The sequence below is a fragment of the Burkholderia sp. LMU1-1-1.1 genome (genome assembly GCF_040675865.1).
Classification (GTDB): domain Bacteria; phylum Pseudomonadota; class Gammaproteobacteria; order Burkholderiales; family Burkholderiaceae_D; genus Rugamonas.
In genome coordinates this window covers 129,994-155,073 of record NZ_JBEGHG010000011.1, presented here as the reverse complement: position 1 = coordinate 155,073, position 25,080 = coordinate 129,994, and the positions used below count along the sequence as shown (strand labels likewise).

At 64.0% G+C, this 25,080-nt stretch carries 22 protein-coding genes; 16 read left to right on the top strand and 6 right to left on the bottom strand.

Annotated elements, in window-relative coordinates:
- The 3 genes from aceF to MRBLMU1_RS11795 all read left to right on the top strand — a co-directional run.
- Window positions 1-1,403: dihydrolipoyllysine-residue acetyltransferase (gene aceF / locus MRBLMU1_RS11805; protein ID WP_363501367.1), on the top strand; the 1,403-nt coding region annotated here is incomplete at its 5' end.
- 9 nt (window positions 1,404-1,412) lie between these two features.
- The gene (lpdA, locus tag MRBLMU1_RS11800) at window positions 1,413-3,212 is read left to right on the top strand and encodes a dihydrolipoyl dehydrogenase (RefSeq protein WP_363501364.1); all 1,800 of its coding nucleotides are present in this window, start codon (window positions 1,413-1,415) and stop codon (window positions 3,210-3,212) included.
- 59 nt (window positions 3,213-3,271) lie between these two features.
- Window positions 3,272-3,658, top strand: a complete 387-nt coding sequence (locus tag MRBLMU1_RS11795; RefSeq protein ID WP_363501361.1) for a hypothetical protein — start codon at window positions 3,272-3,274, stop codon at window positions 3,656-3,658.
- On the opposite strand, the gene MRBLMU1_RS11790 is transcribed toward MRBLMU1_RS11795, so the two are convergent.
- The gene (locus MRBLMU1_RS11790; protein ID WP_363501358.1) at window positions 3,659-4,093 is read right to left on the bottom strand and encodes a PACE efflux transporter; all 435 of its coding nucleotides are present in this window, start codon (window positions 4,091-4,093) and stop codon (window positions 3,659-3,661) included.
- A gap of 92 nt (window positions 4,094-4,185) precedes the next feature.
- On the opposite strand from MRBLMU1_RS11790, the gene MRBLMU1_RS11785 reads away from it, so the two are divergent.
- A complete protein-coding gene (locus MRBLMU1_RS11785; RefSeq protein WP_363501355.1) occupies window positions 4,186-5,097 on the top strand; it encodes a LysR family transcriptional regulator in 912 nt (303 codons plus the stop codon).
- A 128-nt stretch (window positions 5,098-5,225) separates the two neighbouring features.
- On the opposite strand, the gene MRBLMU1_RS11780 is transcribed toward MRBLMU1_RS11785, so the two are convergent.
- On the bottom strand, window positions 5,226-6,533 hold the full coding sequence (locus MRBLMU1_RS11780; RefSeq protein WP_363501352.1) for a M20/M25/M40 family metallo-hydrolase: 1,308 nt from the start codon (window positions 6,531-6,533) through the stop codon (window positions 5,226-5,228).
- Window positions 6,534-6,664: 131 nt separating this feature from the next.
- On the opposite strand from MRBLMU1_RS11780, the gene MRBLMU1_RS11775 reads away from it, so the two are divergent.
- Window positions 6,665-7,324, top strand: coding sequence for a thiol:disulfide interchange protein DsbA/DsbL (locus MRBLMU1_RS11775; protein WP_315222847.1), 660 nt, complete (start codon window positions 6,665-6,667; stop codon window positions 7,322-7,324).
- Between the two features lie 3 nt (window positions 7,325-7,327).
- Window positions 7,328-7,651, top strand: coding sequence for a TfoX/Sxy family protein (locus MRBLMU1_RS11770; protein ID WP_363501349.1), 324 nt, complete (start codon window positions 7,328-7,330; stop codon window positions 7,649-7,651).
- Window positions 7,652-7,743: 92 nt separating this feature from the next.
- Here MRBLMU1_RS11770 and MRBLMU1_RS11765 read toward each other — a convergent pair whose 3' ends face one another.
- Window positions 7,744-7,926 carry a hypothetical protein gene (locus tag MRBLMU1_RS11765; protein WP_363501346.1) on the bottom strand — a complete coding sequence of 61 codons (183 nt, stop codon included), beginning with the start codon at window positions 7,924-7,926 and terminating at the stop codon, window positions 7,744-7,746.
- 54 nt (window positions 7,927-7,980) lie between these two features.
- Entirely contained in the window at window positions 7,981-8,694 is a 714-nt protein-coding gene (locus MRBLMU1_RS11760; RefSeq protein WP_315222851.1) for a TetR/AcrR family transcriptional regulator, read from the bottom strand.
- Window positions 8,695-8,824: 130 nt separating this feature from the next.
- Between MRBLMU1_RS11760 and MRBLMU1_RS11755 the strand changes: the two genes are divergently transcribed.
- Genes MRBLMU1_RS11755 through MRBLMU1_RS11745 form a run of 3 tightly spaced genes read left to right on the top strand, consistent with a single transcriptional unit; the run spans window position 8,825 to window position 13,142 of the window.
- Window positions 8,825-10,009 carry an HlyD family secretion protein gene (locus tag MRBLMU1_RS11755; protein WP_363501343.1) on the top strand — a complete coding sequence of 395 codons (1,185 nt, stop codon included), beginning with the start codon at window positions 8,825-8,827 and terminating at the stop codon, window positions 10,007-10,009.
- A gap of 11 nt (window positions 10,010-10,020) precedes the next feature.
- Window positions 10,021-11,646, top strand: coding sequence for a DHA2 family efflux MFS transporter permease subunit (locus tag MRBLMU1_RS11750; protein WP_363501340.1), 1,626 nt, complete (start codon window positions 10,021-10,023; stop codon window positions 11,644-11,646).
- A gap of 41 nt (window positions 11,647-11,687) precedes the next feature.
- The gene (locus MRBLMU1_RS11745; RefSeq protein WP_363501337.1) at window positions 11,688-13,142 is read left to right on the top strand and encodes an efflux transporter outer membrane subunit; all 1,455 of its coding nucleotides are present in this window, start codon (window positions 11,688-11,690) and stop codon (window positions 13,140-13,142) included.
- A gap of 181 nt (window positions 13,143-13,323) precedes the next feature.
- On the opposite strand, the gene MRBLMU1_RS11740 is transcribed toward MRBLMU1_RS11745, so the two are convergent.
- Complete coding sequence (locus tag MRBLMU1_RS11740; RefSeq protein WP_363501334.1) at window positions 13,324-14,247, bottom strand: LysR family transcriptional regulator; 924 nt, start codon at window positions 14,245-14,247, stop codon at window positions 13,324-13,326.
- A 101-nt stretch (window positions 14,248-14,348) separates the two neighbouring features.
- Between MRBLMU1_RS11740 and MRBLMU1_RS11735 the strand changes: the two genes are divergently transcribed.
- The 7 genes from MRBLMU1_RS11735 to MRBLMU1_RS11705 all read left to right on the top strand — a co-directional run bounded on the left by MRBLMU1_RS11735 (window position 14,349) and on the right by MRBLMU1_RS11705 (window position 22,842).
- The gene (locus tag MRBLMU1_RS11735) at window positions 14,349-14,948 is read left to right on the top strand and encodes a short chain dehydrogenase (RefSeq protein ID WP_363501331.1); all 600 of its coding nucleotides are present in this window, start codon (window positions 14,349-14,351) and stop codon (window positions 14,946-14,948) included.
- Window positions 14,949-14,957: 9 nt separating this feature from the next.
- On the top strand, window positions 14,958-15,557 hold the full coding sequence (locus MRBLMU1_RS11730; protein WP_363501328.1) for a short chain dehydrogenase: 600 nt from the start codon (window positions 14,958-14,960) through the stop codon (window positions 15,555-15,557).
- Window positions 15,558-15,602: 45 nt separating this feature from the next.
- Window positions 15,603-17,303 (top strand): dipeptidyl-peptidase 3 family protein, encoded by a 1,701-nt coding sequence (locus tag MRBLMU1_RS11725; RefSeq protein ID WP_363501325.1) that lies wholly within the window; start codon window positions 15,603-15,605, stop codon window positions 17,301-17,303.
- 164 nt (window positions 17,304-17,467) lie between these two features.
- Window positions 17,468-18,199, top strand: coding sequence for a hypothetical protein (locus MRBLMU1_RS11720; protein WP_363501322.1), 732 nt, complete (start codon window positions 17,468-17,470; stop codon window positions 18,197-18,199).
- 135 nt (window positions 18,200-18,334) lie between these two features.
- Entirely contained in the window at window positions 18,335-19,045 is a 711-nt protein-coding gene (locus MRBLMU1_RS11715; RefSeq protein WP_363501319.1) for a BON domain-containing protein, read from the top strand.
- Between the two features lie 136 nt (window positions 19,046-19,181).
- The gene (locus tag MRBLMU1_RS11710; protein ID WP_363501316.1) at window positions 19,182-20,483 is read left to right on the top strand and encodes an MFS transporter; all 1,302 of its coding nucleotides are present in this window, start codon (window positions 19,182-19,184) and stop codon (window positions 20,481-20,483) included.
- 199 nt (window positions 20,484-20,682) lie between these two features.
- Entirely contained in the window at window positions 20,683-22,842 is a 2,160-nt protein-coding gene (locus tag MRBLMU1_RS11705; RefSeq protein WP_363501313.1) for a metallophosphoesterase, read from the top strand.
- Between the two features lie 86 nt (window positions 22,843-22,928).
- Here the strand turns inward: MRBLMU1_RS11705 and MRBLMU1_RS11700 are convergent, their stop codons facing one another.
- On the bottom strand, window positions 22,929-25,037 hold the full coding sequence (locus MRBLMU1_RS11700) for a S9 family peptidase (protein WP_363501310.1): 2,109 nt from the start codon (window positions 25,035-25,037) through the stop codon (window positions 22,929-22,931).
- Window positions 25,038-25,080: the final 43 nt, after the last annotated feature.

Here is a 25,080-nt window from a genome sequence, read left to right as displayed (position 1 = left end):
CCGCTGCCGCCGCGCCGGCGCCGGCCGCCGCCGCTCCGGCTCCGGCTGCGGCACCTGCACCGGCCCCCGCGCCAGCCGCTTCGGCCGGCCCGGTCGAAGTCAAAGTGCCGGACATCGGCGACTTCAAGGAAGTGGAAGTCATCGAAGTGATGGTCAAAGTCGGCGACACGATCAAGGTCGATCAGTCGCTGCTGACCGTCGAATCGGACAAGGCCAGTATGGAAATCCCTTCGTCGCACGCTGGTGTGGTGAAGGAAGTGAAGATCAAGGTCGGCGACAAGGTCGCCATGGGTTCGATCGTGCTGGTGGTTGACGCCACCGGTGGGGCTGCCGCTCCAGCCGCTGCTGCGTCGGCGCCCGCTCCTGCCGCCGCCGCAGCACCTGCGGCGGCAGCTCCAGCGCCTACGGCCGCTCCTGCCGCCGCGCCGGCCGCGTCGCAAGGTTCGGTCCAAACCGGCAAGCTGGCGCACGCATCGCCGTCGATCCGCAAGTTCGCCCGCGAACTCGGTGTCGACTTGCTCAAGGTACCGGGCTCCGGTCCTAAAGGCCGTATCACCCAGCTGGACGTGCAGAACTACGTCAAGGGCGTGATCGCCGGCACCGTGGCTGCTCCTTCGGGCGCCGCCGGCGGCGGTTCCGGCGTTGGCGGTGGCGGCAACTTCAGCGTGCTGCCATGGCCGTCGCTGGACTTCAGCAAATTCGGTCCGACCGAACTGCTGCCGCTGTCGCGCATCAAGAAGATCAGTGGCCCGAACCTGCACCGCAACTGGGTGCAGATCCCGCACGTCACGCAGTTCGACGATGCCGATATCACCGATCTGGAAGCATTCCGCGTCGAGACCAACAACGCTAACGCCAAGAACAAGGACGCGGCCAAGCTGACCATGCTGGCCTTCGTCATCAAGGCATCGGTCGCCGCGCTGAAGAAATTCCCGTCGTTTAACGCCTCGCTCGACGAGAAGGGCGAGAACCTGATCCTCAAGCAGTATTACAACATCGGCTTCGCGGCCGATACGCCGAACGGCCTGGTGGTCCCGGTGATCAAGAACGCGGACCAGAAATCGGTCTCGCAGATCGCCAAGGAAATGACCGACCTGTCGCTGCAAGCGCGCGAAGGCAAGCTGAAACCGACCGACATGCAAGGCGCCAGCTTCACCATCTCGTCGCTGGGCGGCATCGGCGGCACGCACTTCACGCCTATCGTCAACGCGCCGGAAGTGGCGATCCTCGGCCTGTCCAAGGCGTCGATCAAGCCGGTATGGGACGGCAAGGCCTTCCAGCCTCGCCTGATGATGGGTACCTCGCTGTCCTACGACCACCGTGTGGTCGATGGCGCGATGGGTGCTCGCTTCTCCGTGTACCTGAGCGAAGTGCTCGGCGACATGCGCAAAATTCTGCTGTAAGGAGCGACTATGACCACAGAAGTGAAAGTGCCGAACATCGGCGACTTCGCAGAAGTTGAAGTGATCGAGGTGATGGTCAAGGTTGGCGACACGATCAAGGTCGATCAGTCGCTGGTGACCGTTGAATCGGACAAGGCGAGCATGGAAGTCCCTTCGTCGCACGCGGGTGTGGTGAAGGAAGTCAAAGTCAAGGTTGGCGACAAGGTCAAGGAAGGCGTGTTGCTGCTGGTGGTCGAGGAGGCCGCTGGTGCGGCCGTTGCGGCCCCGGCCCCGGCGCCTGCCGCTGCCGCACCTGCCGCGGCTCCCGCCGCCGCTGCGGCAGCTCCTGCTCCTGCAGCCGCCGCGCCGATCGCCGCGCCAGCCGGTAGCAGCTACTCCGGCCAGGTCGACATCGACTGCGACATGATGGTGTTGGGTGGCGGTCCTGGCGGTTACTCGGCCGCGTTCCGCGCCGCAGATCTGGGCCTGAACACGGTGATCGTCGAGCGTTACGAAACGCTGGGCGGCGTGTGCCTGAACGTCGGTTGCATTCCGTCGAAAGCGCTGCTGCACGTCGCATCGGTGATCGACGAGACGTCGCACATGTCCAACACCGGCGTCACCTTCGCCAAGCCGACCATCGACATCGACCAGGTACGCAAGTACAAGGAAGGCGTCATCAAGAACATGACCGGCGGTCTGGCCGGCATGGCCAAGGCCCGCAAGACGCAAATCGTCACCGGTGTCGGCCAGTTCCTGAGCGCTAACCACATCGAAGTGACCGCCGGCGACGGCAGCAAGAAGGTCGTGCAGTTCAAGCAGGCCATCATCGCCGCCGGTTCGGCGGTGGTGAAGCTGCCGTTCGTGCCTGAAGATCCACGCATCGTCGATTCGACCGGCGCGCTGGAGCTGCGTCAGATCCCGAAACGCATGCTGGTCATCGGTGGCGGCATCATCGGTCTGGAAATGGCCACCGTGTACTCGACCTTCGGCGCACGCATCGACGTCGTCGAAATGATGGACGGCTTGATGCAGGGCGCCGACCGCGACGCGGTCAAGGTCTGGCAGAAGTTCAACGAGAAGCGCTTCGACAACATCATGACCAAGACGAAGACGGTCGGTGTTGAGGCGCTGCCGGAAGGGATCAAAGTCACCTTCGAAGCCGCCGAAGCCGGCGCCACCGCGCCAGCGCCGCAGATCTACGATCTGGTGCTGGTCGCGGTCGGCCGCAGCCCGAACGGCAAGAAGATCGCCGCCGACAAGGCTGGCGTGGCCGTCAGCGACCGTGGTTTCATCCCGGTCGACAGCCAGATGCGCACCAACGTGCCGAACATCTTCGCCATCGGCGATCTGGTGGGCCAGCCTATGCTGGCGCACAAGGCGGTGCACGAAGGCCACGTTGCGGCGGAAGCCGCAGCCGGCCAGAAGTCGCACTTCGATGTGAAGGTGATTCCATCGGTGGCCTACACCGATCCGGAAGTGGCATGGGCCGGCATCACCGAGGACGAAGCGAAAGCCAAGGGCATCAAGGTTGAGAAGGGCCACTTCCCTTGGGCAGCCAGCGGCCGCGCCGTGGCCAACGGCCGCGCCGAAGGCTTCACCAAGCTGCTGTTCGACGCTGAAACGCACCGTATCATCGGCGGCACCATCGTCGGCACGCACGCCGGCGACATGATCGGCGAGATCGCCCTGGCGATCGAGATGGGCTGCGACGGCACCGACATCGGCAAGACGATCCATCCCCACCCGACCCTGGGCGAATCGATCGGCATGGCCGCCGAAGTGTACGAAGGCGTCTGCACCGACCTGCCGCCGCCGCGCAAGCGCTAAGTTATCGCATCATCACAAAACCGGGACTCGTTCCCGGTTTTTTTATTGTCAGGTTCCACATGTCTTCGTTTCCCTCCATTGTCCCGCTGCTGGTGTCGGTCGCGCTTTACACGAGCATCAACAAGCTGGCCGCTTTCCTGTACAAACGCGCGCGCCTGAGCTGGCGCGACGCCTGTATTTTCAGTTTGATTTTACTGACGGTGCTGGGCGCCGCCACGCTGCTCAATCGTCTCTCCGGCAACGTCGTGCCGATTGCGGTGCTGGTCGTCGCGGGTCTGGTGATACAAGCAGGTATCGGCGCCTGGTTCCTGGCGCCGCGCGCGCGAACCACCGCCGGCGCGCCGTTGGGCAGCAAGGGCGGGGCGGTGCTGGCGCTGATCGCCTATGGGTTGATGGGTGGGGTGGCCCTGTTGGCCGGACTGGCTATGAACAGCCTGAATATTTGATCAAACGGCTGCCGGCGCGGAGGCGGAGGCGGGCAAGCCGAACACACGGTCGAAGGCCAGGCTGAAAAGGAAGGTGTAGATCATGAAGAACACCACCAGGCCGACGTCCAGCACCAGCGCCTCCCACAGCGTGATGTTGAGCCACCAGGCGAACAAAGGCACCAGTATCACCACCAGGCCGCCTTCGAAACCCACGGCGTGCGCCACCCGGCGCGCGACGCTGCGCCCGCGCGTGGCTTGACGCGCTTCCCACGCCTCGAACACGCCGTTGTAGATGAAGTTCCACACCACAGCGACGGTGGACGAGGCGATGGCGGCGACGCCGGAATGGGTTGCGTCATGCCCCGCCAGCAGCATCAGGAAGCTGCTGGTGAGCACCACGGCGAATAATTCGAACAGCGAGACATAGACAACTTTTCGTTTCAAACCTTGCATGATATTTCCTCTAAAAACTATTGCCTGCATGGTAGTTGAGTATTTCTGATTGAAAAAGTCGACAGCTATCAATTTTTCTGACAGCATGTCACATGGCCTTTTCCAGTGACAACGTTTTGATCTTCCTTGCCGTGATCGATCACGGTTCATTTTCCGCTGCCGCCCGCGCGCTGGGGCGGGTGCCGTCGGCTGTCAGCATGGCGATCGCGCATCTGGAGGCGGAGCTCGATCTCCAGCTGTTCGAGCGGACTTCGCGCGATGTGCGGCCCACCGAGATGGCGCGCGCGCTCGAAGCGGAGGCGCGGCAGATGGCGGGGCAGTTGCGGCGGTTGAAGGCGCACGCGCTGTCGCTGCACCAGGGATTGGAGCGGCGCCTGACGCTGGTCATCGCGCCGGAGTTGCTGTCGGCCGCGTGGGGCGATCCGCTGGCGCGGCTGGCCGAAGAATTCCCATCGCTGGAAGTGGAGGTGCTGTCGGCGCCGCAGGCCGACGCGCGGCGCATGCTGCACGACGGTTCGGCGCAATTGGCGCTGTTGTACGAGCGTCCGCAGGTCGATGAGCACGAGAGCTTCCAGGAGCTTGGCAGCGAGGTGCTGGTGGCGGTGATCTCGCCGCGCCATCCGCTGGCGCGCGAGCGGAACGGGCATTTCCGGCTTGAGGATCTGGTCGATATCCGGCAGATCGCGATCGTTAGTCGAGAGGCGCACGAGGAGGATATGCGGGTGCTGGTTTCTCGCAAGCTGTGGCGCACCGATAGCCATTTGGCCACCTTGGGCATGGTGCAGGCGGGGTTGGGGTGGGCTTTTCTTCCTCGGAGGCTGGTGACGCCGATGCTGGAGGATGGGGAGTTGATCGGCATCGACTTCGCCACCATGAGCAATCAGTTGCGGTTGTGGGTGGATGTGGTGTGGCTTAACGACCGGCCGCTGGGACTTGGCGCCAAGCGGCTGATCGCGCTGATGAAGGACATAGCAGGGCTTGAGGCGCGGCCGGGGCATCCATAAGAGCCACGTAGGGCGGATTAGGCGGAACGCCGTAATCCGCCAATCTATGAGCCGTCGAGACGCATGCATTGGCGGATTACGCTGCGCTAATCCGCCCTACGTGTTTTAGACGAGTTTTAGATGAGAGGTCATCGCGTTAGCCGATATAAAAGGATCGCGGTGCGGATCGTTGCGCGTTCGACCGAGGCGATTTCCAGATCCTCGTCCGGCGAGTGGGCGCCGTTGCCGGTTACGCCCAAACCATCCAGGCTGTCGATCAGCGGCGCGATGAACTGGATGTCGCCGGCGCCGCGCTGGCCCGGCGGCAGCGCGGGAATCTCGCCCAGGCCGGCGTCGCTGCTGGCCTGCGAGTACGTCTTGAGAATGGCGATGTTGCCGGCGGTCGGCGCCATCGGCGGATAGGCGTCGTGGAAGACGATGCTGGCGCTGGTGCCCGGCAGGTTCTGGCCGACGATGGCGCGCATCTTGGCGCGCGCGCGGTCGCGCTGTTCGTAGCTCAGATAGCGCAGGTCGCCCTTGACGGTGGCGACGCGGGAGATCACGTTGGTCTTGCCGGCGGCCTGGCCTTTGTCGCCGATGGCATCGACGTCGACATCGGTGCCGCCCAATATCAACCCCGGGCTGAAGGTCAGATCCGGCTCGATCACCTGCTGGCGGAAGCCGTCGAGGATGCGCGCGGCCTCGTACACCGCGCCGTAGCCGGCTTTCTCGCTGAAGATGCCGCTCGTGTGGCCTTGCTTGCCCTTGACCTCCAGCTCCCACGACGACGACGCGCGGCGGCCGATGGTGCCGGTGTCCTTGCCGTCCTTGTCGCGCACCGTGCCCTCGAAGGCGAGCGCGATGTCGCTGCGTTTGGCGGCGGCCACCATGTCCGCGCGCGAGACTTCGATCGGCTCGCCCGCGTCCTCCTCGTCGCCGGTGAACATGACGGTGATGGTGGTGTCGTCCAGTGCCCCGACCTTGTGCAGCGCCCGCAGCGCTTCGATGATGACGACGTCGCCGCCCTTCATGTCGTTGACGCCCTGGCCGCGCACGCGGTCTCCTTCGCGCTTCCACAGCTGCACCGGGCTGTCTTTTTCAAACACCGTGTCGAGATGGCCGATCAGCAGCAGGCGCTTGCCCCGCTTGCCTTCACGCGTGGCGACCAGGTGGCCGGCACGCCGCACGGCCGGCGGCATCTCGATCCAGCGCGTGGCAAAGCCCAGTTGGTCGAACTGCTCGCGAAACAGCTTGCCCACCTCGCGCACGCCTTCGTGGTTCATCGTGCCGCTGTTGATGTTGACCGAACGCTCCAGCAGTTGCAGGCCTTGGGGCGCGTGGGCTTTGACCTCGGCGATGATTTTCTGCTCGGTGGGGGAGAGCGCGGCGGCATGGGCGGGGCCCGAAGCGGCCAGCGACAAGGTCAGTGCGGCAAGGGCGAACGGTGTCATTTTCATCGGGGTTCCGGGTGGCGCGATCGGTATCAGTTGTTAGCAATTGTAGCCGAGGGCGGTTTTGGGCGGCCACGGTCGCCGCGCGGCGCGGGAAGCTGGTATATTCCCATTGCAGATTTTTTTAAAGGATAACCATGTTTCGCTTGAAATTCGTTTTCGCCGCAGCCGCCCTGATGGCCGGTGCCGCCTTTGCCTCGCCTACCGCGCCGAAAAACGGCGCCGAGTACACCACCCTGAAGGCGCCGCAGCCGGTGCAGGCCGAAGGCAAAAAAGTCGAGGTCATTGAGTTCTTCATGTACCACTGCCCGGCGTGCTACGCGCTGGAGCCGGCCATGAACGAGTGGGTCAAGAAGCAGGGTGACAACATCGTGTTCCGCCGCATCCACTTGCCGCTGACCGGCGCCAACGATCCGGAGGCGCATCTGTTCCTGACCCTGGAGGCGATGAAGCTGGAAGAGTCGATGCACGCCAAAGTGCTGAGCACCTGGCACGTCGAGCGCCAGCGTCTGAAAAGCGACGAGGACAACATCAATTGGGCTGTCAAGAACGGCATCGACAAGCAGAAGTTTTTGGCCGTGTATAACTCGTTCGCGATCATCACGCGCTTGAAGAACGCCGGCCGCGTGGCCGCCACGTATGAGGTCAACAGCACCCCGACCTTGATCGTCAATGGCCGCTACCTGACCAATCCGACCATGGTCGACAGCAGCAATCCCGGTCAGATTCCGCGCCAGCAGCTGAACCAGGCCACTTTGCAGGTGCTGGACGCGCTGGTGGCGATGTCGCGCAAGTAAGGAATGGCGGCGAGCGCCGAATTCGTCGCCCACATGCGCGAGCAGTTCGCGCCTTTGGGCGGTGTGACCGATGCAGTGTTTTTCGGTGGGCGCGCGTTTAGCTGGCGCGGTAAGCAGTTCGCTTGGGTGATGGGTAGCACGCTGTATCTGCGCGCCGGTGATGCGACCCGCGCCGAGTTCGAGGAACACGGGGCGGAACCGTTTTCTTATTCGACCAAAAAGGGAGTTGTCCTGGTGCGCAAGTTTTATACGGCGCCGGAGTTTTTGATGGACGATGCGGAGCAGATGCTTGCCTGGGCCCGGAAAGCGGTTGCCGCCGCCGCGTAAGCGATCATGCGGCGCCGACGGAACCTGGCGGATTACGCTGCGCTAATCCGCCCTACGTGTTTTCGCGTTTTTCAGCCGTACCGTGTCTTGGCTTAATTGACCGTGAAGCGGGTCGGGATTTCGATACCGCCCGTGCGCGCGGCCTCGGCGTAGGCCTTCAATTCCTGGATCACGGCGTCCAGCTGCTCCTGTCCAGGATTGGCCTGGAAATTCTTGATGCGCTCGTTCATGAGCGTTACTTGTTTGCTCCAGTCCAGTCGATTCAATTTGCTCATGTGTGCTCCAATTTAAAAATCAAGTATAGAACAAACTGCAAAGTTGCACAGCTTCTAACGTAGCACGCTGCGCAGGAACAGATCGAGCCCCTCCGCCGCGCGCTGGCGCAACTCGTCCGTCGTCGGCGGCGCTTGGTTCGGGTACAGCAGGCGCGTCATGTGGTCGCCGAGCAGGCAGTTGGTCAGGTGTACCGCCAGCATTTCCAATCCCAATTCCGGCCTGAGTCGGGCACTGATCTCCGGCCGCACGAACAGGCGCTTCAGTTGTTCGCGCGATTGTCGCGGCCCTGCCTGATAGAACGTGTCCGCCAGCTCCGGCGTGCTGAGCGCCTCGGCCACCACCATGCGGTGCAGGCTGACGAACGACGGCAACGACACCAACTCCAGGAAGCGCAGCGAAAAGTCGCCGAGGATCTCCTCCAGCGGACGCGGGTCCGTTTCCATGCTGGCCATATCGGCGAAGAAGTGCGCCCGGCCCTCGCTGATGATGGCGCTCAACAGCCCCGCCTTGCCGCCGAACTTGACGTAGATCGTCCTTACCGCCACATGGGCTTCGCGGGCAATCATTTCAAGACTGACCTTGCTATAACCCTTTTCCAGGAACAAGTGCTTCGCCGTGTGCAACAGGGCCAGATGGCGCGCCTCCTTGTCGGCCGCGCGCGGGCGTCCCGCAGCCTTGCCGAAGCAGGGCGATGTGGGATCGGCGACGGCCTCGTCGGGACAGTCCGGCTCCGCTGAAGCGGTGGTTTGTAGGTCGGAAATTTTCATGGCGGCTAATGATAACGAATGCGACCATGCTAGTCCAAAAAAAAATGAAATGCAATCGTTTCATTTCTTGACTTTGGAATTGAACAGGCGAATAATGACCTTATTCCATTTCATTTATGCGGAGCAACACATGTCCAATCCACAAGAACAACAAAAAGTGCTCAGCGCCGTGCCACCAGCACAGGCCGCTGGCGCTCCAGCCTCGACAGCCGCCGCGCCCGCCGGTCCGGCCAAGCCGAACCGCAAGGTGCTGGTCATCGCAGGCCTGATCGCCATCGCCGCCCTGGCCGCCGGTGGACGCATGTGGTACCGCAGCCATTATTTCGTCGAGACGGAAAACGCCTATGTGGCCGGCCACGTCACGCCGGTGTCTTCGCGCATTTCCGGCGTCGTTACCAAGGTGCTGATCGACGATAACCAGATCGTGCGCGAGGGCGACGTGATCGCCGAACTCGATCCGTTCGACCAGGGCGTGAGAGTGGAGCAGATCCGGGCGCAGATCGCCAGCGCCGAGCAGCAGGTGGTGCAGTCCGAGGCCCAGATCGTCCAGACACAGGCCCAGGCCAGCGCCTCGGCGGCGCAGGTGGCGCAATCGCAGGCGCAGCTGGTGCGCGCCAACCAGGACGCAGAGCGTTACGGCCAGCTGTATAACAGCCAGATGAAGGCCGTCTCGAAATCGGAACTGGACACCGCCGTCGCCGGCCGCGCCAGCGCCATCGCCGACCTGGCCGCGCGCAAGGACAGCGCCTCGGCCGCCAAAGCGCAGATCGCGGCCGCCCGTTCGGCGCGCGACGTGCTCAAGGCGCAGGTGGACGTGCTGCGCGTGCAGCTCAAGGACGCGCAGCAGCAACTGGCGTACAACCGGATCCTGGCGCCGGTCGGCGGCCGTATCGGCAAGCGCACCATCGAGGTGGGCCAGCGCCTGCAACCGGGCCAGCAGATCGCCGCCATCGTGCAGGACAATGTGTGGCTGACCGCGAACTTCAAGGAAACCCAGTTGGCCGACCTGCAAAAGGGCCAGGAAGTCAAAGTGAGCATCGACGCGATGCCGGGCAAGGAGTTGATCGGCGCCGTCGAGAGCTTCGCGCCGGCGTCCGGCGCGCAGTTCGCGCTGCTGCCGGCCGATAACGCGACCGGTAACTTCACCAAGATCGTCCAGCGCGTGCCGGTCAAGATCGTGTTCAAGCCGGAGGACATCAAGGCCTTGAACGGCCGCCTGGTGCCGGGCATGTCGGCGATCGCCGAAGTGGCGGTGAACCAGAAGGATGACGCCCGGGCGCATGCCGCGGCACCGTCCAAAGTCGCGGCGCACTAAGGAGCCACTCCATGGCCAGCACCACGATCGATACGCCGGGCGGCGGGAAGCCGCTCGCCCCTCCGCAAGCACCGGTGATGCCAAGCGAGAAGGTCTCCGCCCGCACCTGGATGGCCGTCGCCGCCGGCATGATGGGCGCCTTCATGGCGGTGCTCGACATCCAGATCACCAATTCGTCGCTCAAGGATATTCTCGGCGCGTTGTCCGCCACGCAGGAAGAGGGCTCGTGGATCGCCACCGCCTACCTGGTGGCCGAGATCATCATCATCCCGATGACCGGCCTGCTGACGCGCGTTTTCGGCCTGCGTAATTACATGATGGGCACCACGGCGTTGTTCCTGGTGTTTTCCACGCTGTGCGGCTTCGCGTGGAACTTGCCGAGCATGATCGCCTTCCGCATGCTCCAGGGCTTCACCGGCGGCGCTTTGATCCCGATGGCGATGACCATCGTGATGACGTTGCTGCCGCCGTCGAAGCGCGCCACCGGCATGGCCATCTTCGGCCTGACCGCGACCCTGGCGCCGTCGATGGGCCCGACCCTGGGCGGCTATCTGAGCGAGATCTATGGCTGGCCGTCGATCTTCTTCATCAACTGGGTGCCCGGCCTGCTGCTGATCGGCGGGATCGGACTTGGCCTGGAAAAGCAAAAGTCGCAGCCGTCGCTGTTGCTGACCGCCGACTGGCTGGGCATCGCCTTCATGGCGGTGGGCCTGGGCAGCCTGACGATTTTCCTCGAAGAGGGCAACAGCAAGGATTGGTTCGATTCGGCCTTCATCATCACGTTCGCGGCGATGTCCATCGTCGGCCTGCTCGGCTGGGTGGTCAACAGCGCGCTGCGCCCGCAGCCCTTCGTCAATCTCGGGCTGTACGGCCAGCGCAATTTCGCCGCCGCCACCGCGCTGTCGATGGCGATGGGTATGGGCCTGTATGGGTCGTCGTTCCTGCTGCCGCTGTATCTCGGACAGATCGCCGGCTACTCGCCGATGCAAATCGGCGAGGTGATCATGTGGTCCGGCCTGCCGCAGCTGTTCATCATGCCGTTCGTGGCCAAGCTGTCGTCCAAGATCGACAATCGCATCCTGTGCAGTTTCGGCCTGCTGCTGTTCGGCGGCTCGTGCCTGATGAACGCCTATATGGACGCCACCACCGGCTACGACCAGTTGCTGTGGTCGCAGGTCGTGCGGGCGTTGGGCCAGCCCTTCGTGATGCTGACGTTGTCGAACTTCGCCATGAACGGTATCCAGCCAAAGGACATGCCGTCGGCATCGAGCCTGATCAACATGACCCGCAACCTGGGCGGCTCGATCGGCATCGCCCTGCTGGCGACGGCGCTGACGAACCGCGAGCATTTCCATTCGCAGCGCATCGGCGAGTCGGTGACCAACTTCGCCCTGGCCACGCAGGATCGTCTGGCGGCGTTGACGCAATCGTTCATCGGCCAGGGTATGGACGCCAGCACGGCGTCGGACATGGCGCTCAAGGCGGTCGACGGCATCGTGCGGCGCGAGTCCTTTGTGATGGCCTACAACGACGGCTTCTTCCTGGTCGCGATGGTGCTGTTCGCATGCATCGGCGTGCTGTGGTTCTCGGATAAAGTCAAAGCCCCGTCGGGCGGTGGCGGCGGCGGTGCGCACTAAGCCGGCGCACGCTAACACTAACTAATTTGTGAGGTAACACCATGTTCAATTCAGCTTTGAAGCGCTTGACGCTCGCTGTCTCCGTCACCCTGGCAGTGAGCGGCTGCGCCACCGTCGGCAGCGATTTCACCGCGCCGAAAAACGTCGCGGACGCGTCGTTCCGACATCTGCCGCAATCGGGCGCCAGCGAGGCGCATCTGCCGGCGCAGTGGTGGACGGTGTTCAACGACGAGACCTTGAACGGTCTGGAACAAACCGCGCTGCGCGACAATCCGAGCGTGAAGGCCGCCGCGCAGCGCCTGGTGCAGGCGCTGGAGCAGGCCGGCGTGAGCCGCGCCAGCCAGCAGCCTTCGTTGAGCGTGAACACCTCGGTGGCCAATTCGCGCACTTCGGCGGAGACCTCGCAGGGACTGGCGCTGGGCGGACGTTCGATCAAGGGTAACAACTACACGGTCGGCGCGTCGATGTCGTACGAGCTCGATCTGCTGGGCCGCGTGCGCCGTTTGGTCGAGGCGTCGGACGCGCAGGCGCTGGTGGCCGAGGCGGACCGCGACGGCGTGCTGCTGGTGCTGTCGTCGCAATTGGCGACGACCTACTGGCAGCTGCGCGGCCTGGATGCCGAGATCGCGATCCTGAAAGGCGCGCTCGATACGCGCCGCGAGAGCGAGGAGCTGGTGACGGCGCGCTTCGACGCCGGCCTGTCGAACGAGCTGGATGTATCGCGCGCGCGCATCGAGTATGCCAATGCCAAGGCCGATCTGCAGGAAGTGCAGCGTCAGCGCAACCTGCTGGAACATAGCCTGGCGACCTTGGTCGGCGCTTCGCCGTCGGCGATGCTGACGGCGGCCAACGCGAATGCGGCCGCGCTGCCGCAGCCGCCGGCGATTCCGGTCGGCCTGCCTGCCAGCTTGCTGGCGCAGCGTCCGGATTTGGCCGGCAGCGTGGCCAACCTGCGCGCGGCCAACGCGCAGATCGGCGTGGCCGAAGGCGCTTTTTATCCTTCTTTGACCTTGACCGGCAACTTCGGTTACGCGTCGGAGAGCCTGCGCAAGCTGGGCGAGGGCAGTGCGCGCCAGTTCAGCGCCGGTCCGCTGGCGCTGTCGCTGCCGATCTTCGACGGTGGCCGCAACAAGGCCAATCTGGCGATCGCCAAGGCGCGCTATGAGGAGGCGCTCGCCAATCACCAGACCACGTTGCTGACGGCCTTGCGCGAGGTGGAGGATGCGCTGTCGGATGTGCAGCAGCGCCAGTTGCAGGGCGAGGCGCAGTCGGCATCGCAGGTGGCGGCGGCGCGCGGTTATCTGGTGGCGCGTGCGCGTTATGAGCGGGGTGTGTCGACTTACCTGGACGTGACGGATGCGCAGCGCAGCGCGCTGACGGCCGATCGGGCGGCGGTGCAGATCAATACGCAGCGCTTGCTGGCGGCGGTGTCGGTGGCGCGCGCGCTGGGCGCGGGTTGGCAGCCGTCGGAGCGGCTGGCGGCGGTGGCCAATTAAGTTCTACGGTTACGCGATGAGGCCAGCGGCGGTGCGCCGCTGGTCCTGAGCGTTTTGGAACAGAACTACGAAGTCAATGGACCACGGTGACACGTAGGGCGGATTAGCGCAGCGTAATCGGCCATGCGTGCGCCGCCGACGGCCCATGCATGGCCGATTACGGCGTTCCGCCTAATCCGCCCTACGTGTTTCCATTGGATTTTTGGGTGGTGGCCGGGGTCCAGGTTGGGCCGAATCGCTCCACGATGAAGTCGATGAAGGTGGTCAGTTTTGGCGTGGCTTGCCTGTCGCGCGGGTAGACCAGGTTCATCGGACGCGCTGTCGGCATGTAGTCGCACAGCACCGGCACCAGCCGCCCGGCGGCGATGTCCTGCGCCAGCAGCACCTCCGCCTGCATCACCAATCCAAAATCCTGTAACGCGGCCATTCGCAAGGCTTGTCCGTTGTTGGCGCGGAAGCGGCTGGCCTCGATGTTGCGGTTGCCGGTCTGCCCCTGCAGGCGCCAGCGCATGTTGAGCGACCACGCCATGAAGTCCAGGCACTCGTGCCGCGCCAGGTCGTCCGGCGTTTGCGGCGTCCCGTGCTTTTCCAGATACGCGGGGCTGGCGCAAATCGCCATCGCGTAGTCGAACAGCGGCCGCGCCACCATCGTCGAATCCTCCAGCCGGCCGATGCGGATGGCGGCGTCGTATCCTTCCTCCACCAGGTCGACCGTGCGGTCGCTCAGGCTCAAATCCAGACTGACCTCGGGATGCCTGCGCAGGTAGTCCGTCATCGCCGGCGCGATCCATTCGGTGCCGAAGGATACAGGGGCGGTGACCTTGAGCCGTCCGCGCGGCACGCTGCGCATCGCTTCGGCGCCGGTTTCGGCGGCGGCGATCTGCGCCAGGATGGCCCGGCATCGCTCGACATACTGCGCGCCGATCTCGGTCAGGCTTTGGCGGCGTGTGGTGCGGGTGAGCAGGCGCGCGCCGAGCGTCGCTTCCAGCTGCGCGATGTGCTTGCCGACCATGACAGGGGAGATCTTGAAGTTGTCGGCGGCGGCCGTGAAATTGCCGGCGTCGACCACCGCGACAAAGATCTCCATGCTGCGCAGTTTGTCCATGATTGCTAACCATACGTTTGTAATGAACTTAATCTTAGCTCATTTATTCATCGTGTGATCGCCGCGATACTGGTCTCACTTAACCAGACAGGGAGTGGATCATGAAAGTAGTCGTTATCGGTGCCTCGGGCACGGTGGGCAAATCGGTGGTGGAGGAATTGGGCAAGCGTCACGAGATCGTGACGGTGGGCGTGGGCAGCGGCCAGTATCGGGCCGACTTCACCGACATCGCCCAAGTCCGGGCCGCGTTCGAACAAATCGGCAGGGCCGACGCGGTGGTGGTGGCCGCCGGATCGCTGCATTTCGGCCCGCTGGCCGACTTCACGCCGGAGCAGTTCCAAGTGGGCCTGAACAGCAAGTTGATGGGACAGGTGAACGTGGCGCTGGTGGCGCGCGAGTATCTGAACGACGGCGGTTCGATCACGCTGACCAGCGGCATCGTGGCCGGGCAGCCGATCCGCAACGGCGCCAGTGCGACGATGGTCAACGCGGCGGTGGAGGGCTTCGTGCGCGCCGCCGCCATCGAGCTGCCGCGCGGCCTGCGCATCAACGCCGTCAGCCCCACGGTGCTGGAGGAATCGATGGGCAGCTATGGCCCGTTCTTCATCGGCTTCGAGCCGGCGCCGGGCAAGCGCGTGGCGCTATCGTACGCGCGCAGCGTCGACGGCGCGCAGACCGGCCAAGTCTACCGCGCCTGGTAAGGGGCTGCCATGAAAGTGATCTTGATTGGTGCAACGGGCACCATAGGTTCCGCCGTTGCCGCAGAGTTGGGACAGCGCCATGACATCGTCGGCGTCGGCACGCGCAGCGGACAATATCAGGCCGATATCGCGGACATCGCCCAGGTGCGGGCGTTGTTCGCGCGGGTCGGCACGGCAGACGCGGTGGTGGTGGCCGCCGGCGCGCTGCACGTCGGGCCGTTCGACGAGCTCACGCCGGAGCATTTCCACGTGGGCCTGAACAGCAAGTTGATGGGGCAGGTGAACGTGGCGCTGGTGGCGCGCGAGTATCTGAACGACGGCGGCTCGATAACGCTGACCAGCGGCGTCGATACCGATCATCCGATACGCGGCGCGGTGGCGGCCAGCACCGCCAATGCGGCGGTGGTGGGCTTCGTGCGCGGCGCGGCGATCGAGCTACCGCGCGGGCTGCGCATCAACGTCGTCAGCCCGACGGTGCTGGAGGAGTCGATGCCGGTGTTCGGTCCCTTGTTTATCGGCTTCGAGCCGATCGCCGGCAGGCGCGCCGCGCTGGCCTACGCGCGCAGTGTGGACGGCGCGCAAACGGGACAGGTGTACCGGGCCTGGTAGGGACGTGTGGATTACAATGTGACCCTCACTCCACCCGAGGTTCGAATGAAAAAAATCCTGCTCCCATTGGCGTTGGCGCTTGCTTGCGCCACCGCCTACGCCGCGCCAGCCGACGTGGCCGACCTGAACAAAATGAGCAAGCGGTACGCGCCGATCGCGCTGACCGCCGACACCAGCAAACTCTCCGCCGGCGACAAGAAGGCCATCGTCAAACTGATCGAAGCGGCCAAGATCATCGATGTGCTGCAACTGCGCCAGCGCTGGTCCGGCAACGAGGCGCTGTGGGCCGCGCTGAAGAAGGACAAGACCCCGCTGGGCCAGGCGCGCCTGGGCTACTTCTGGCTCAACAAGGGGCCGTGGTCGATCCTCGACGGCCACGAATCGTTCCTGCCGGCCGAGATCGACGGCATCAAGATTCCCGCCAAAAAGCCCGAAGGCGGCAACTTCTATCCGGGCGACGCCAGCAAGGCCCAACTCGAAACCTGGATGAACGCCTTGCCGGCCATCGACAAGGAACAGGCGCAGTGGTTCTTCACGACGATACGCCGCAACGCCGACGGCCAGTTCACCACCGTCAAATATTCGGACGAGTACAAGGCCGAGCTGCAGCAGGCCGCCGCGCTGCTCAAGCAGGCCGCCGCCGCGACCGACAACGCGTCGCTGAAGAAATTCCTCGAACTGCGCGCCGACGCTTTCCTGAGCAACGATTACCTGGCGTCCGACTTCGCCTGGATGGATCTGGACGCGCCGGTCGACGTCACCATCGGCCCGTACGAGACTTATAACGACGAGCTGTTCGGCTACAAGGCCGCGTTCGAGGCCTACGTCAACATCCGCGACCAGAAGGAGACGCAAAAGCTCGACTTCTTCGCCAAGCACATGCAGGAGCTGGAGGACAACCTGCCGCTCGACGCGCAGTACCGCAATCCCAAGGTCGGCGCCATCGCGCCGATGGTGGTGGTCAACCAGGTGTACGGCGCCGGCGACGGCAACATGGGCGTGCAGACGGCCGCCTACAACTTGCCCAACGACGAGCGCATCATCAGCCAGCGCGGCTCCAAGCGCGTGATGCTCAAGAACGTGCAGCAAGCCAAGTTCAAATCGACGTTGACGCCGATCTCCAAGCTGGTGCTCAAGCCCGCCGACCAGAAGGATGTCGATTTCGACTCGTTCTTCACGCACATCCTCGCGCATGAAATCACGCACGGCCTGGGGCCGCACGTCACCAAGGTGGACGGCAAGGAATCGACGCCACGCCAGGACTTGAAGGAGGCCTATTCGACCATCGAGGAAGCCAAGGCCGACATCACCGGTCTGTTCGTGCTGGCCTATATGATGGACAAGGGCCAGCTGGCCGGCACGCTGGGGCAGGGCGAGGCGGCCGAGCGCAAGCTGTATACCACCTTCCTGGCGTCGGCCTTCCGCACCTTGCATTTCGGCCTGACCGATTCGCACGCGCGCGGCATGGCGATCCAGGTGAATTATCTTCTTGATAAGGGTGGCTTCGTGTCGCACGGCGACGGCACCTTCGCGGTGGATTTCAAAAAGATCAAGTCCGCGGTCATCGACCTCGACCGCGAGTTCCTGACCATCGAAGCCACCGGCGACTATGCGCGGGCCAAGGACATGATGACCAAGTATGTCGTTATCCGCCCCGACGTGCAAAAAGCGTTGGATAAAATGAAATCCGTGCCGAACGATATCCGTCCGGAATTCAAGACGGCGCAAAGCCTGCTGGCGAAGTAAGTCCTCACCTTGCTCAAACGGGGACCGTCCGGTCCCCGTTGTTAAACCGCCTATAGAATGGCGTTTCATACAAATAGTTACACTTTGCCTACGTAGAAAAAAACTTCCGTACGGCAATAAAAGTTTCCGTGGTCGTGATAAAGTTGGTTTGAGGAAACCAAATCATGATCACGCGCCTACTTATCTCCCTGCTGCTTTTGTGCTCCAGCCTCGCTTCCGCAGCGGAGCTGACCGACATGGAAACCCGCTGGCTCACCGCCGGATCGGCCATGCTGAAGTACGCCAAAAAAGAACTCAAACTGCCGATCGACATCATCGTCCAGCCCACCGGCAAGCCGACCGACGTGCCGTTGGCCCTGGGCTTTCAAGATGGACGTTGCAAGCTGGTGCTGACGATGCGCAACCGGACCAACGTCGAAGACGTCCTGTCGACCGTGCCGGCCGAGCAACGGACGCTGATGATCGAAGCGATGTTCGCGCACGAAGTTGGCCACTGCTGGCGCTACGTGCAGGGCCAGTGGCACGAGATGCCGGCCGGTTTCGAGGAGCATGCCGACACCGCCGCGCACAACCACGCGCAGGAACTGGAGCAGACCCGCCGCGAGGAAGGCTTCGCCGATCTGGCCGCGCTGGCATGGATACAACAGCGCCACCCGGAACAGTACGGCGCCGTCGCCGCGTGGATGCGCCAGGTGCGTCAACCGTCGCCGGCCAGCCCCGTCGTCGGCTCGCACACCACCATGGAGTGGCTGCAACTGGCGCCCACCGGCGACGCCTTCGCCGCCGAATTGCCGTTGTTCGAGCAGGCGGGCAGCCTGTGGCGCAAGGGTTTGCTGAACCAGGACGTGCGCCAGGATGCACGCCTGGAATCGCGCCAGGCCTCGCTGCAGCGCTAGCGGCATCGAAGTCACTCTGGCGTCGTTCATAGGCCACAAAATAGCATTTCCCTAACTCTGTTCGTTCCCGCACAGAGCTTTCTCTGTCGTCGGCGTTTAATGTGTCCACCAACCACCACAACAAAGGGACACATCATGAAAAAGCTCCTCTTCCTGGTCATGGCCGGTGCCGCCAGCGCCAGTTTCGCCGCCACTCCAGTCAACGACACGGTGGCCTACAAGGCAGCCACCAACAAGGCTGCCAACGATTACAAAACCGCCAAGTCCGCCTGCGACGCTCAGTCCGGCAATGCCAAGGACGTGTGCGAAGAGCAGGCCAAAGTGGCCCGCGCGACGGCCGAGGCCAACGCTACGATGCAGTACAAGAACGATAAGAAATCGATCGAAAAAGCCCGCACCGAGCTGGCCGATGCCCAGTACGGCCTGGCCAAGGAGAAATGTGATGCGCTGGAGGGCAACGCCAAGGATAGCTGCCTGAGCACCGCCAAGTCGCAGCAGGTCGCCGCCATCAACGCCGCCAAGGCCGGCAAGGACGCCGCCGACGTCGCCCAGACCGGCATCGACTGCAGCGCCATGACCGGCACCGACAAGGCATCGTGCGAAGCCCGTTCGAAAACCGAACTGGCCAAGGATGCGGTCGCCGACACCGTGATCACCACCAAGGTCAAAACCGAACTGATGGCTGAACCATCGCTCAAATCGCTGGACGTCAAAGTGGAAACCAACAACGGCGCCGTGGCGCTGAGCGGCTTCGTGCCGTCGCAGGCTGAAGCGGACAAAGCCGTCGATGTGGCCCGCAATGTCAAAGGCGTCACCGATGTGAAGAGCTCGCTGCGCATCAAGTAAGAGATAGTCTGTCTTACCCCCTGATAGGGGCCTCCGCCGAGGCCCCTTTCTTTTCCTTGCATTCATTATGACCATAATTTAAAATGGCCGGACTCAGCGGATTCACCCCGCCGCTTCCATCCTTGCAAGGAGCACCATGTTCGCACTATCCCTCTCCAACTGGCTGCGTCGGCGCGGCTTGCACTATTCGTGGGTGATCGTCGCCGTCACCTTCCTGACGGGGCTCACTTCGTCGGCGGCGCTCGGCCTGCCCGGCGCGCTGCTGCAGCCGCTGGCGACGGAGTTCGGCTGGAACGTCGAACAGATCTCGTCCGCGCTGGCCGTGCGCTTTGTGCTGTTCGGCTTGATGGGGCCGTTCGCCGCCATCCTGATGGAGCGCTTCGGCCTGCGCCACGTGGTCGTCACCGCGCTGACCCTGGTGGCCGCCGGCATGGCGCTGGCCACGCAAATGACGCAGTTCTGGCACCTGGTGCTGTTCTGGGGGATCATGCTCGGCATCGGCTCGGGCATGACCGCGCTGGTGCTCAGCGCCATCGTCTCCACCCGCTGGTTCGACAGCCACCGGGGCCTGGTGGTGGGCATGCTCACCGCCAGTTCGGCCACCGGCCAGCTGGTGTTCCTGCCCATCGGTGCCTGGCTGATCGAACGCTTCGGCTGGCGCATGGCGGTCATTCCCGTGTTCGCCGCCTGCGCGCTGGCCGCCGTGCTGGTGCTGCTGCTGATGCGCAACCGGCCGAACGAACTCGGCCTCACTCCCTACGGCGCCGCGCCGGGCACGCAAGTCGCGCCGCTGGCGCCGCCGATGCACGTCACTTTCGCCACGCCGTTCAAGGTGCTCGCCAGTGTCGCCGGTAATCGCGTGTTCTGGATCTTGTTCGGCACCTTCTTCATCTGCGGGCTCAGTACCAATGGTTTGATCCAGACGCACTTCATTTCGTTGTGCGGCGACGCCGGACTGGCCGCGGTGCCGGCCGCATCGGTGCTGGCGATGATGGGTGTGTTCGATTTGGTCGGCACCATCGGCTCGGGCTGGCTGTCGGACCGCTACGACAACCGCAAGCTGCTGTTCATGTACTACGGCTTGCGTGGGTTGTCGCTGTTCTGGTTGCCGTACTCGGAGTTCACGTTCTACGGATTGTCGCTGTTCGCCATGTTTTACGGCCTGGACTGGATCGCCACGGTGCCGCCGACGGTGCGGCTGGTCGCTTCCACCTTTGGCAAGGAGCGGGCGGGGATGGTGTTTGGCTGGGTGTTCGCCGGGCACCAGTTGGGCGCGGCGGTGGCGGCGTGGGGCGCGGGCAGGGTGCGGACCATGATGCTGACGTATAACCCGGCGCTGTTCGCGGCCGGGGCGGCGTGTTTGATCGCGGCCGGGGTGATTCTGCTGATCAGGCGGCCGGTGGTGGCGGCCGTGGCGGAGGTCAAAGCGGCTGCATGATGTGGTGGCGGCGGCGCGTGCATGGCCGATTACGCGCTGCGCGCTAATCCGCCCTACGTGTCTCCGTGGTCTGGCGAAGGCGCGGGTGATGGCGGCTGCTTGATGTACTGTTGGTAGCGCATGCATTGCGCCATGTAATCAACCTGTCACACCGGGGTGCCACAATGCGCACCACCCAATACAGACAGATGGAGATTGCATGCGCAACACCTTGAACGCCCGCCGGCCGCTGATCGCGGCCGCCGCCATGATGTCGCTGTTATCCGCATGCGGCAGCGACAGCGTCCCGACCACCGACCCCATCCCGGCCGACGGCTACACGTCCACCCCGGTCGCCTTCATGAGCGACGTGCACTTCGAGAACATTTACGGCGACTTCAAAAGCAGCCAGTTCTCCGGCATCCCCACCAAGGACGGCAAGAACGCCACCATCCGCACGATGTACGCGCAGCTGACGTCCACCCGTCTGTTCAACGAAAACTACTTCGCCTTCCGCGCCGCGCTCGACGATGCCTACGGCAAAAACATTCGCCTGGTCGCGCTGCCCGGCGACATCTCCGACGACGCCCAGCCGATCAACATCGACGGCCTGGCCGACATCCTGCGCGAGTACCAGGCCAAGGGCATGCGCTTCTTCATCGCTCCCGGCAACCACGACCCGAACGAGCCGTACGACGACGATGAAGCCGGCAAGAACGACTTCCTCACGCGCGACGGCAAGGAACAAAAGATCTACGCGCCCAACAACGCCGCCTGCAAGGCCAAGGACCCGACCGTGGTCTGCACCGCCCAACTGACCGAGCAAGGCTACGAGCGCCTGCTCACCAAGCTGGGTGACTTCGGCTACATGCCGAACAAGTCCGACGTCTATTGGGAAACCCCGTTCACCAAATACGCGGACGGCAAATACAGCTTCGACGCCGCGTCGGCCTCGTCCGCGCTGACCAAGCGCCAGTTCGAGATCTGCGCCGAAGGCGAGGGCGGCAGCTACAAGGCCGCCGGCGAAACCAAGCTGGGCAAATCCTACACGCGCTGCACCAACATCATCGACGCCAGCTATCTGGTGGAACCGGTCAAGGGCTTGTGGCTGCTGGCGGTCGACGCCAACGTCCACATCCCCAACGGCAAGTTCGACCCGGCCAATCCGACCGCCTTCGCCGGTTTCGACGGCGCCGGCAACGCCGGTTGGAACAAGGTGCTCACGCACAAGATCCATCAAATGGAGTGGATCAAGTCGGTGGCCGCGCGCGCCAAGGCGCAGGGCAAGCAGTTGATGGCGTTCTCGCACTATCCGACGATGGACTTCTACGCCAACCAGACCGACGCGATGAAGGCGGTGTTCAAGCCGGGCGCCTTCCAGGCCGCGCGCGTGCCGGATGCGGCCACCACCAGGGCGCTGGCCGCGACCGGCCTGCCGCTGCACATGGGCGGCCACATGCACTTCAACGGCACCAACGATTATCAGGACGCCGCCGGCAACTACCTGGTCAATGTGCAGTCGCCGTCGCTGGCCGTGTTCGGGGCCGCGTACAAGATCGTCAGCTACCAGAGCAAGGAGCTGATCGATGTGCAGACGGTTGGCCTGAACAACGTCGCGCGCTATAACGAGCTGTTCCCGTTGTATCAGACCGAGTACGACTACCTGCAGGGCAGCGTGCTGACCGGCGACGTCGCCAAGCGCTGGAACCGCAATATCCTCGACACCCGCTCGTATGGCGAATTCACCCGCACCTACTTCGGCGAGCTGTCGCGGCTGCGTTTCATGGACGAGTACTGGCCGTGCGAAATGAAGCAGGCGGCGACCTCGCTCGACGCGCGCCAGATGCTGATTTTGTCGCAGTTGCAGACCAGGGTGACCCTGGCGCAGTTGAAGGACAATCCGGGTGTGGTGCCGTTGACGGCCGCGTGTGCCGCCAAGGGGACCGCCGCCGAGGGTGGCGTGGCGGCGAGTCAGTTGACGGCCGATTGGGCGGCGGCGACGGCGAAGGCCGAGCAGCTGGCGTCGGCGGCCAATCTGAAGCTGGACGACTTTGCCAAGATCAGCGCGTATGAGTTCTATGGCGACTTCCATCGGACGGTGTACGCGGGTGAGCTGGCGTTGCGCGACATGGGCGCGCAGCGGGTGGCGCAGTACAAGGTGCTGATGGCGGCGTTCCCGGCATCGCCGGCGGCCATTGTGAAGATCGGCGATTTGCCGTCGGACCAGAACCCGGTGAACGTGCTGTTCCAGTATCAGTTCAAGCAGGTGTTCGGGATTCTGAAGGGGCTGGGTTCGGGCAAGCCGAGCGATAGCTTCCGTATCGACCTGAAGGCCAAGACGTTGACCAACACCAGTGCCACGGGGTTGAGTTTCAATTAACCCGCACCGCCATGCAGGGTCGTACCCATCGGGTACGACCCTTAAGCGTCAGCGCCAGCGTATCGCGGAAAGCATACGGGTCGGGTTTACTTCAAATACTTCGCCAGCCAGCCGTGTACCTCGCTGTAGAAGTACCGGCTGTTATCCCCTTTCAAAATCCAATGGTTCTCGTCCGGGAACACCAGCAGCTTGCTCGGCACATTCAAGCGCTGTTGCGTGGCGAAATTCATCAGCGCATTGTTGGCCGGCACGCGGTAATCGAGCTCGCCCACCGAAATCAAAATCGGCGTCTTGAACCCCGTTCCTTTCTCGTGATTCCCCGCCTGCATCACCGGGCTCTGCTCGCGCCACACCGGCAAATTGCCCCACACCGGCCCGCCGCTGTTGACCTCGCGCCCGAAGATGCTATCGCTGGTTCCCCACTGCATCACCAGATCCATCTCCCCCGCGTGCGATACGATCGCCTTGTAGCGCGTGGTGGTCGCTTGCAGCCAGTTGGCCAGATGGCCGCCGTAGCTGGCGCCGCCCGCCGCCAGCTTGGCGCCGTCGACGAAACCGTACCTGCGCACCGCCTCGTCGACCGCCTCGTTGACCTCGTCGCCCGGGCCCTTCAGCGGATCGCCCTGGATCGCGCGCGCGAATTCCTCGCCGTAGCCGGTCGAGCCCTTGTAGTCGGTCAGCAGCACCACATAGCCCGGCTGCGCCAGCAAGTGGTAGTTCCAGCGCAGCACGAACTGGTCGCGCCACATATTGGCGGCGCCGCCATGGATCACGGCGAACAGCGGATATTTTTTCGCCGGGTCGAAGCCGGCCGGCTTGACGATCATGTTGTGGATCATGCGTCCGTCGCTGGCCTTGAACCAGAAGTGCTCAGGCGCCTGCCAGTCGATGGCGGCCGCGCGCTCGGTGTTGAACGAGGTCAGGCGCTTCGGCGCGCCGTTGCCGAAGGCGTACACCTCGGGCGGATTGATGGCCGATTCCCACACGCCGACCAGCGCCTTGCCGCCTGCGCTGAGTGAGCCGATCGAACCGGTCGGCAGCGACGGCTCGGCGCGCAAGTCGCCGCCAGCGTAGTTGATCGAGTGCAGTTGCTCCAGACCGGCGTGCTCGAAGCTGAACACCACGCGGTTGCTTCCGTCCGGCAGCGCGAAGCGCGAGATCGAACGGTCCAGCGACGCCGTGAGGATCTTCGGCGCCGGATCGGCGATCGGCCAGGCGAAGCTGGCGATGCGGCTGACATCGTAGATCTTGCCCGGCTCCTCCGCCTCGGTCAGGCTGAACAAGGTTTTGCCATCCTTGCTGAACTTGAGCGCGCGGTAGCTGTGCTTGTCGCGCGTCAGCTGTTGCGCCTCGCCGCCGGCGGCCGGCACCGAGAAGATCTGCGTGTAGCCGGCCGCGCGCGCCGCCTCGTCGCGGTTGATCGATGCCGAGAACACCACGGCCTGGCCGTCCTGCGACCAGATCGCGTCGAGCGACTGGCCTTCGTCGCCCTGGCCGCCGCCAAAGCCCGGCAGTGCCGCCAGTTTGGTGCCGGACAGCAGGTCGCGCGGTTTGGCGCCGACCGCCGCCTCCATCACGAACAGGCGCACCTGCTTGTCGTCGAGCCATTTGTCGAAGAAGCGCGGCGGGAAGCTTTCGTACGCGCGCACGTTGTACTTGCGTTCCTTGCGTTCCTTGGCGATCTTCTTGATGTCGTCCTCGCCGGCCGCGCCGGGGAAGGTATCGCTGACGAACAGCAGTTGCTTGCCGTCCGGGCTGAATTTCGGCTGGCGCGCGCCCAGGGTCAGCGTGGTCAGGCGCTGCGCCTCGCCGCCGGCCGCGACGTCGATGCGGTAGATCTGGCCGGAGTCGTCGCCGTCGCGCTTGGCCACGAAGACCAGCTGGCGGCTGTCCGGCGACCAGTTCGGCGCGCCTTCGCCACCCTTGCTGAAGGTCAGGCGGCGCGCCGGCGTGTCGTCGGTCAGCGATTTGATCCACAGGTCCGACCATTGCTCCTTGCTGTCGTAGGCCGGATCGGTGACGGCGAACACGGCCCACTTGCCGTCCGGGCTGGCGGTCGGCGCGCCGACCCGTTTCATCAGCCACACGTCCTCGTGGGTGATCGCGCGTTTGGCGGGCGCGTCGGCCGCGAGGGCGTGGCCGCCGAGCGTTGCGGAAAGAAGCAGGGCGAGTAGGGAAAGGCGCGGTGGGGTCATGGCGTGGTCGTTAAAAAGACAAAACGACGATAGTCGCCAAAAC

Coding starts and splice junctions, on each gene's coding strand:
- lpdA (WP_363501364.1), top strand. CDS start 1,413: ATGACCACAGAAGTGAAAGTGCCGAACATCGGCGACTTCGCAGAAGTT.
- MRBLMU1_RS11795 (WP_363501361.1), top strand. CDS start 3,272: ATGTCTTCGTTTCCCTCCATTGTCCCGCTGCTGGTGTCGGTCGCGCTT.
- MRBLMU1_RS11790 (WP_363501358.1), bottom strand. CDS start 4,093: ATGCAAGGTTTGAAACGAAAAGTTGTCTATGTCTCGCTGTTCGAATTA.
- MRBLMU1_RS11785 (WP_363501355.1), top strand. CDS start 4,186: ATGGCCTTTTCCAGTGACAACGTTTTGATCTTCCTTGCCGTGATCGAT.
- MRBLMU1_RS11780 (WP_363501352.1), bottom strand. CDS start 6,533: ATGAAAATGACACCGTTCGCCCTTGCCGCACTGACCTTGTCGCTGGCC.
- MRBLMU1_RS11775 (WP_315222847.1), top strand. CDS start 6,665: ATGTTTCGCTTGAAATTCGTTTTCGCCGCAGCCGCCCTGATGGCCGGT.
- MRBLMU1_RS11770 (WP_363501349.1), top strand. CDS start 7,328: ATGGCGGCGAGCGCCGAATTCGTCGCCCACATGCGCGAGCAGTTCGCG.
- MRBLMU1_RS11765 (WP_363501346.1), bottom strand. CDS start 7,926: ATGAGCAAATTGAATCGACTGGACTGGAGCAAACAAGTAACGCTCATG.
- MRBLMU1_RS11760 (WP_315222851.1), bottom strand. CDS start 8,694: ATGAAAATTTCCGACCTACAAACCACCGCTTCAGCGGAGCCGGACTGT.
- MRBLMU1_RS11755 (WP_363501343.1), top strand. CDS start 8,825: ATGTCCAATCCACAAGAACAACAAAAAGTGCTCAGCGCCGTGCCACCA.
- MRBLMU1_RS11750 (WP_363501340.1), top strand. CDS start 10,021: ATGGCCAGCACCACGATCGATACGCCGGGCGGCGGGAAGCCGCTCGCC.
- MRBLMU1_RS11745 (WP_363501337.1), top strand. CDS start 11,688: ATGTTCAATTCAGCTTTGAAGCGCTTGACGCTCGCTGTCTCCGTCACC.
- MRBLMU1_RS11740 (WP_363501334.1), bottom strand. CDS start 14,247: ATGGACAAACTGCGCAGCATGGAGATCTTTGTCGCGGTGGTCGACGCC.
- MRBLMU1_RS11735 (WP_363501331.1), top strand. CDS start 14,349: ATGAAAGTAGTCGTTATCGGTGCCTCGGGCACGGTGGGCAAATCGGTG.
- MRBLMU1_RS11730 (WP_363501328.1), top strand. CDS start 14,958: ATGAAAGTGATCTTGATTGGTGCAACGGGCACCATAGGTTCCGCCGTT.
- MRBLMU1_RS11725 (WP_363501325.1), top strand. CDS start 15,603: ATGAAAAAAATCCTGCTCCCATTGGCGTTGGCGCTTGCTTGCGCCACC.
- MRBLMU1_RS11720 (WP_363501322.1), top strand. CDS start 17,468: ATGATCACGCGCCTACTTATCTCCCTGCTGCTTTTGTGCTCCAGCCTC.
- MRBLMU1_RS11715 (WP_363501319.1), top strand. CDS start 18,335: ATGAAAAAGCTCCTCTTCCTGGTCATGGCCGGTGCCGCCAGCGCCAGT.
- MRBLMU1_RS11710 (WP_363501316.1), top strand. CDS start 19,182: ATGTTCGCACTATCCCTCTCCAACTGGCTGCGTCGGCGCGGCTTGCAC.
- MRBLMU1_RS11705 (WP_363501313.1), top strand. CDS start 20,683: ATGCGCAACACCTTGAACGCCCGCCGGCCGCTGATCGCGGCCGCCGCC.
- MRBLMU1_RS11700 (WP_363501310.1), bottom strand. CDS start 25,037: ATGACCCCACCGCGCCTTTCCCTACTCGCCCTGCTTCTTTCCGCAACG.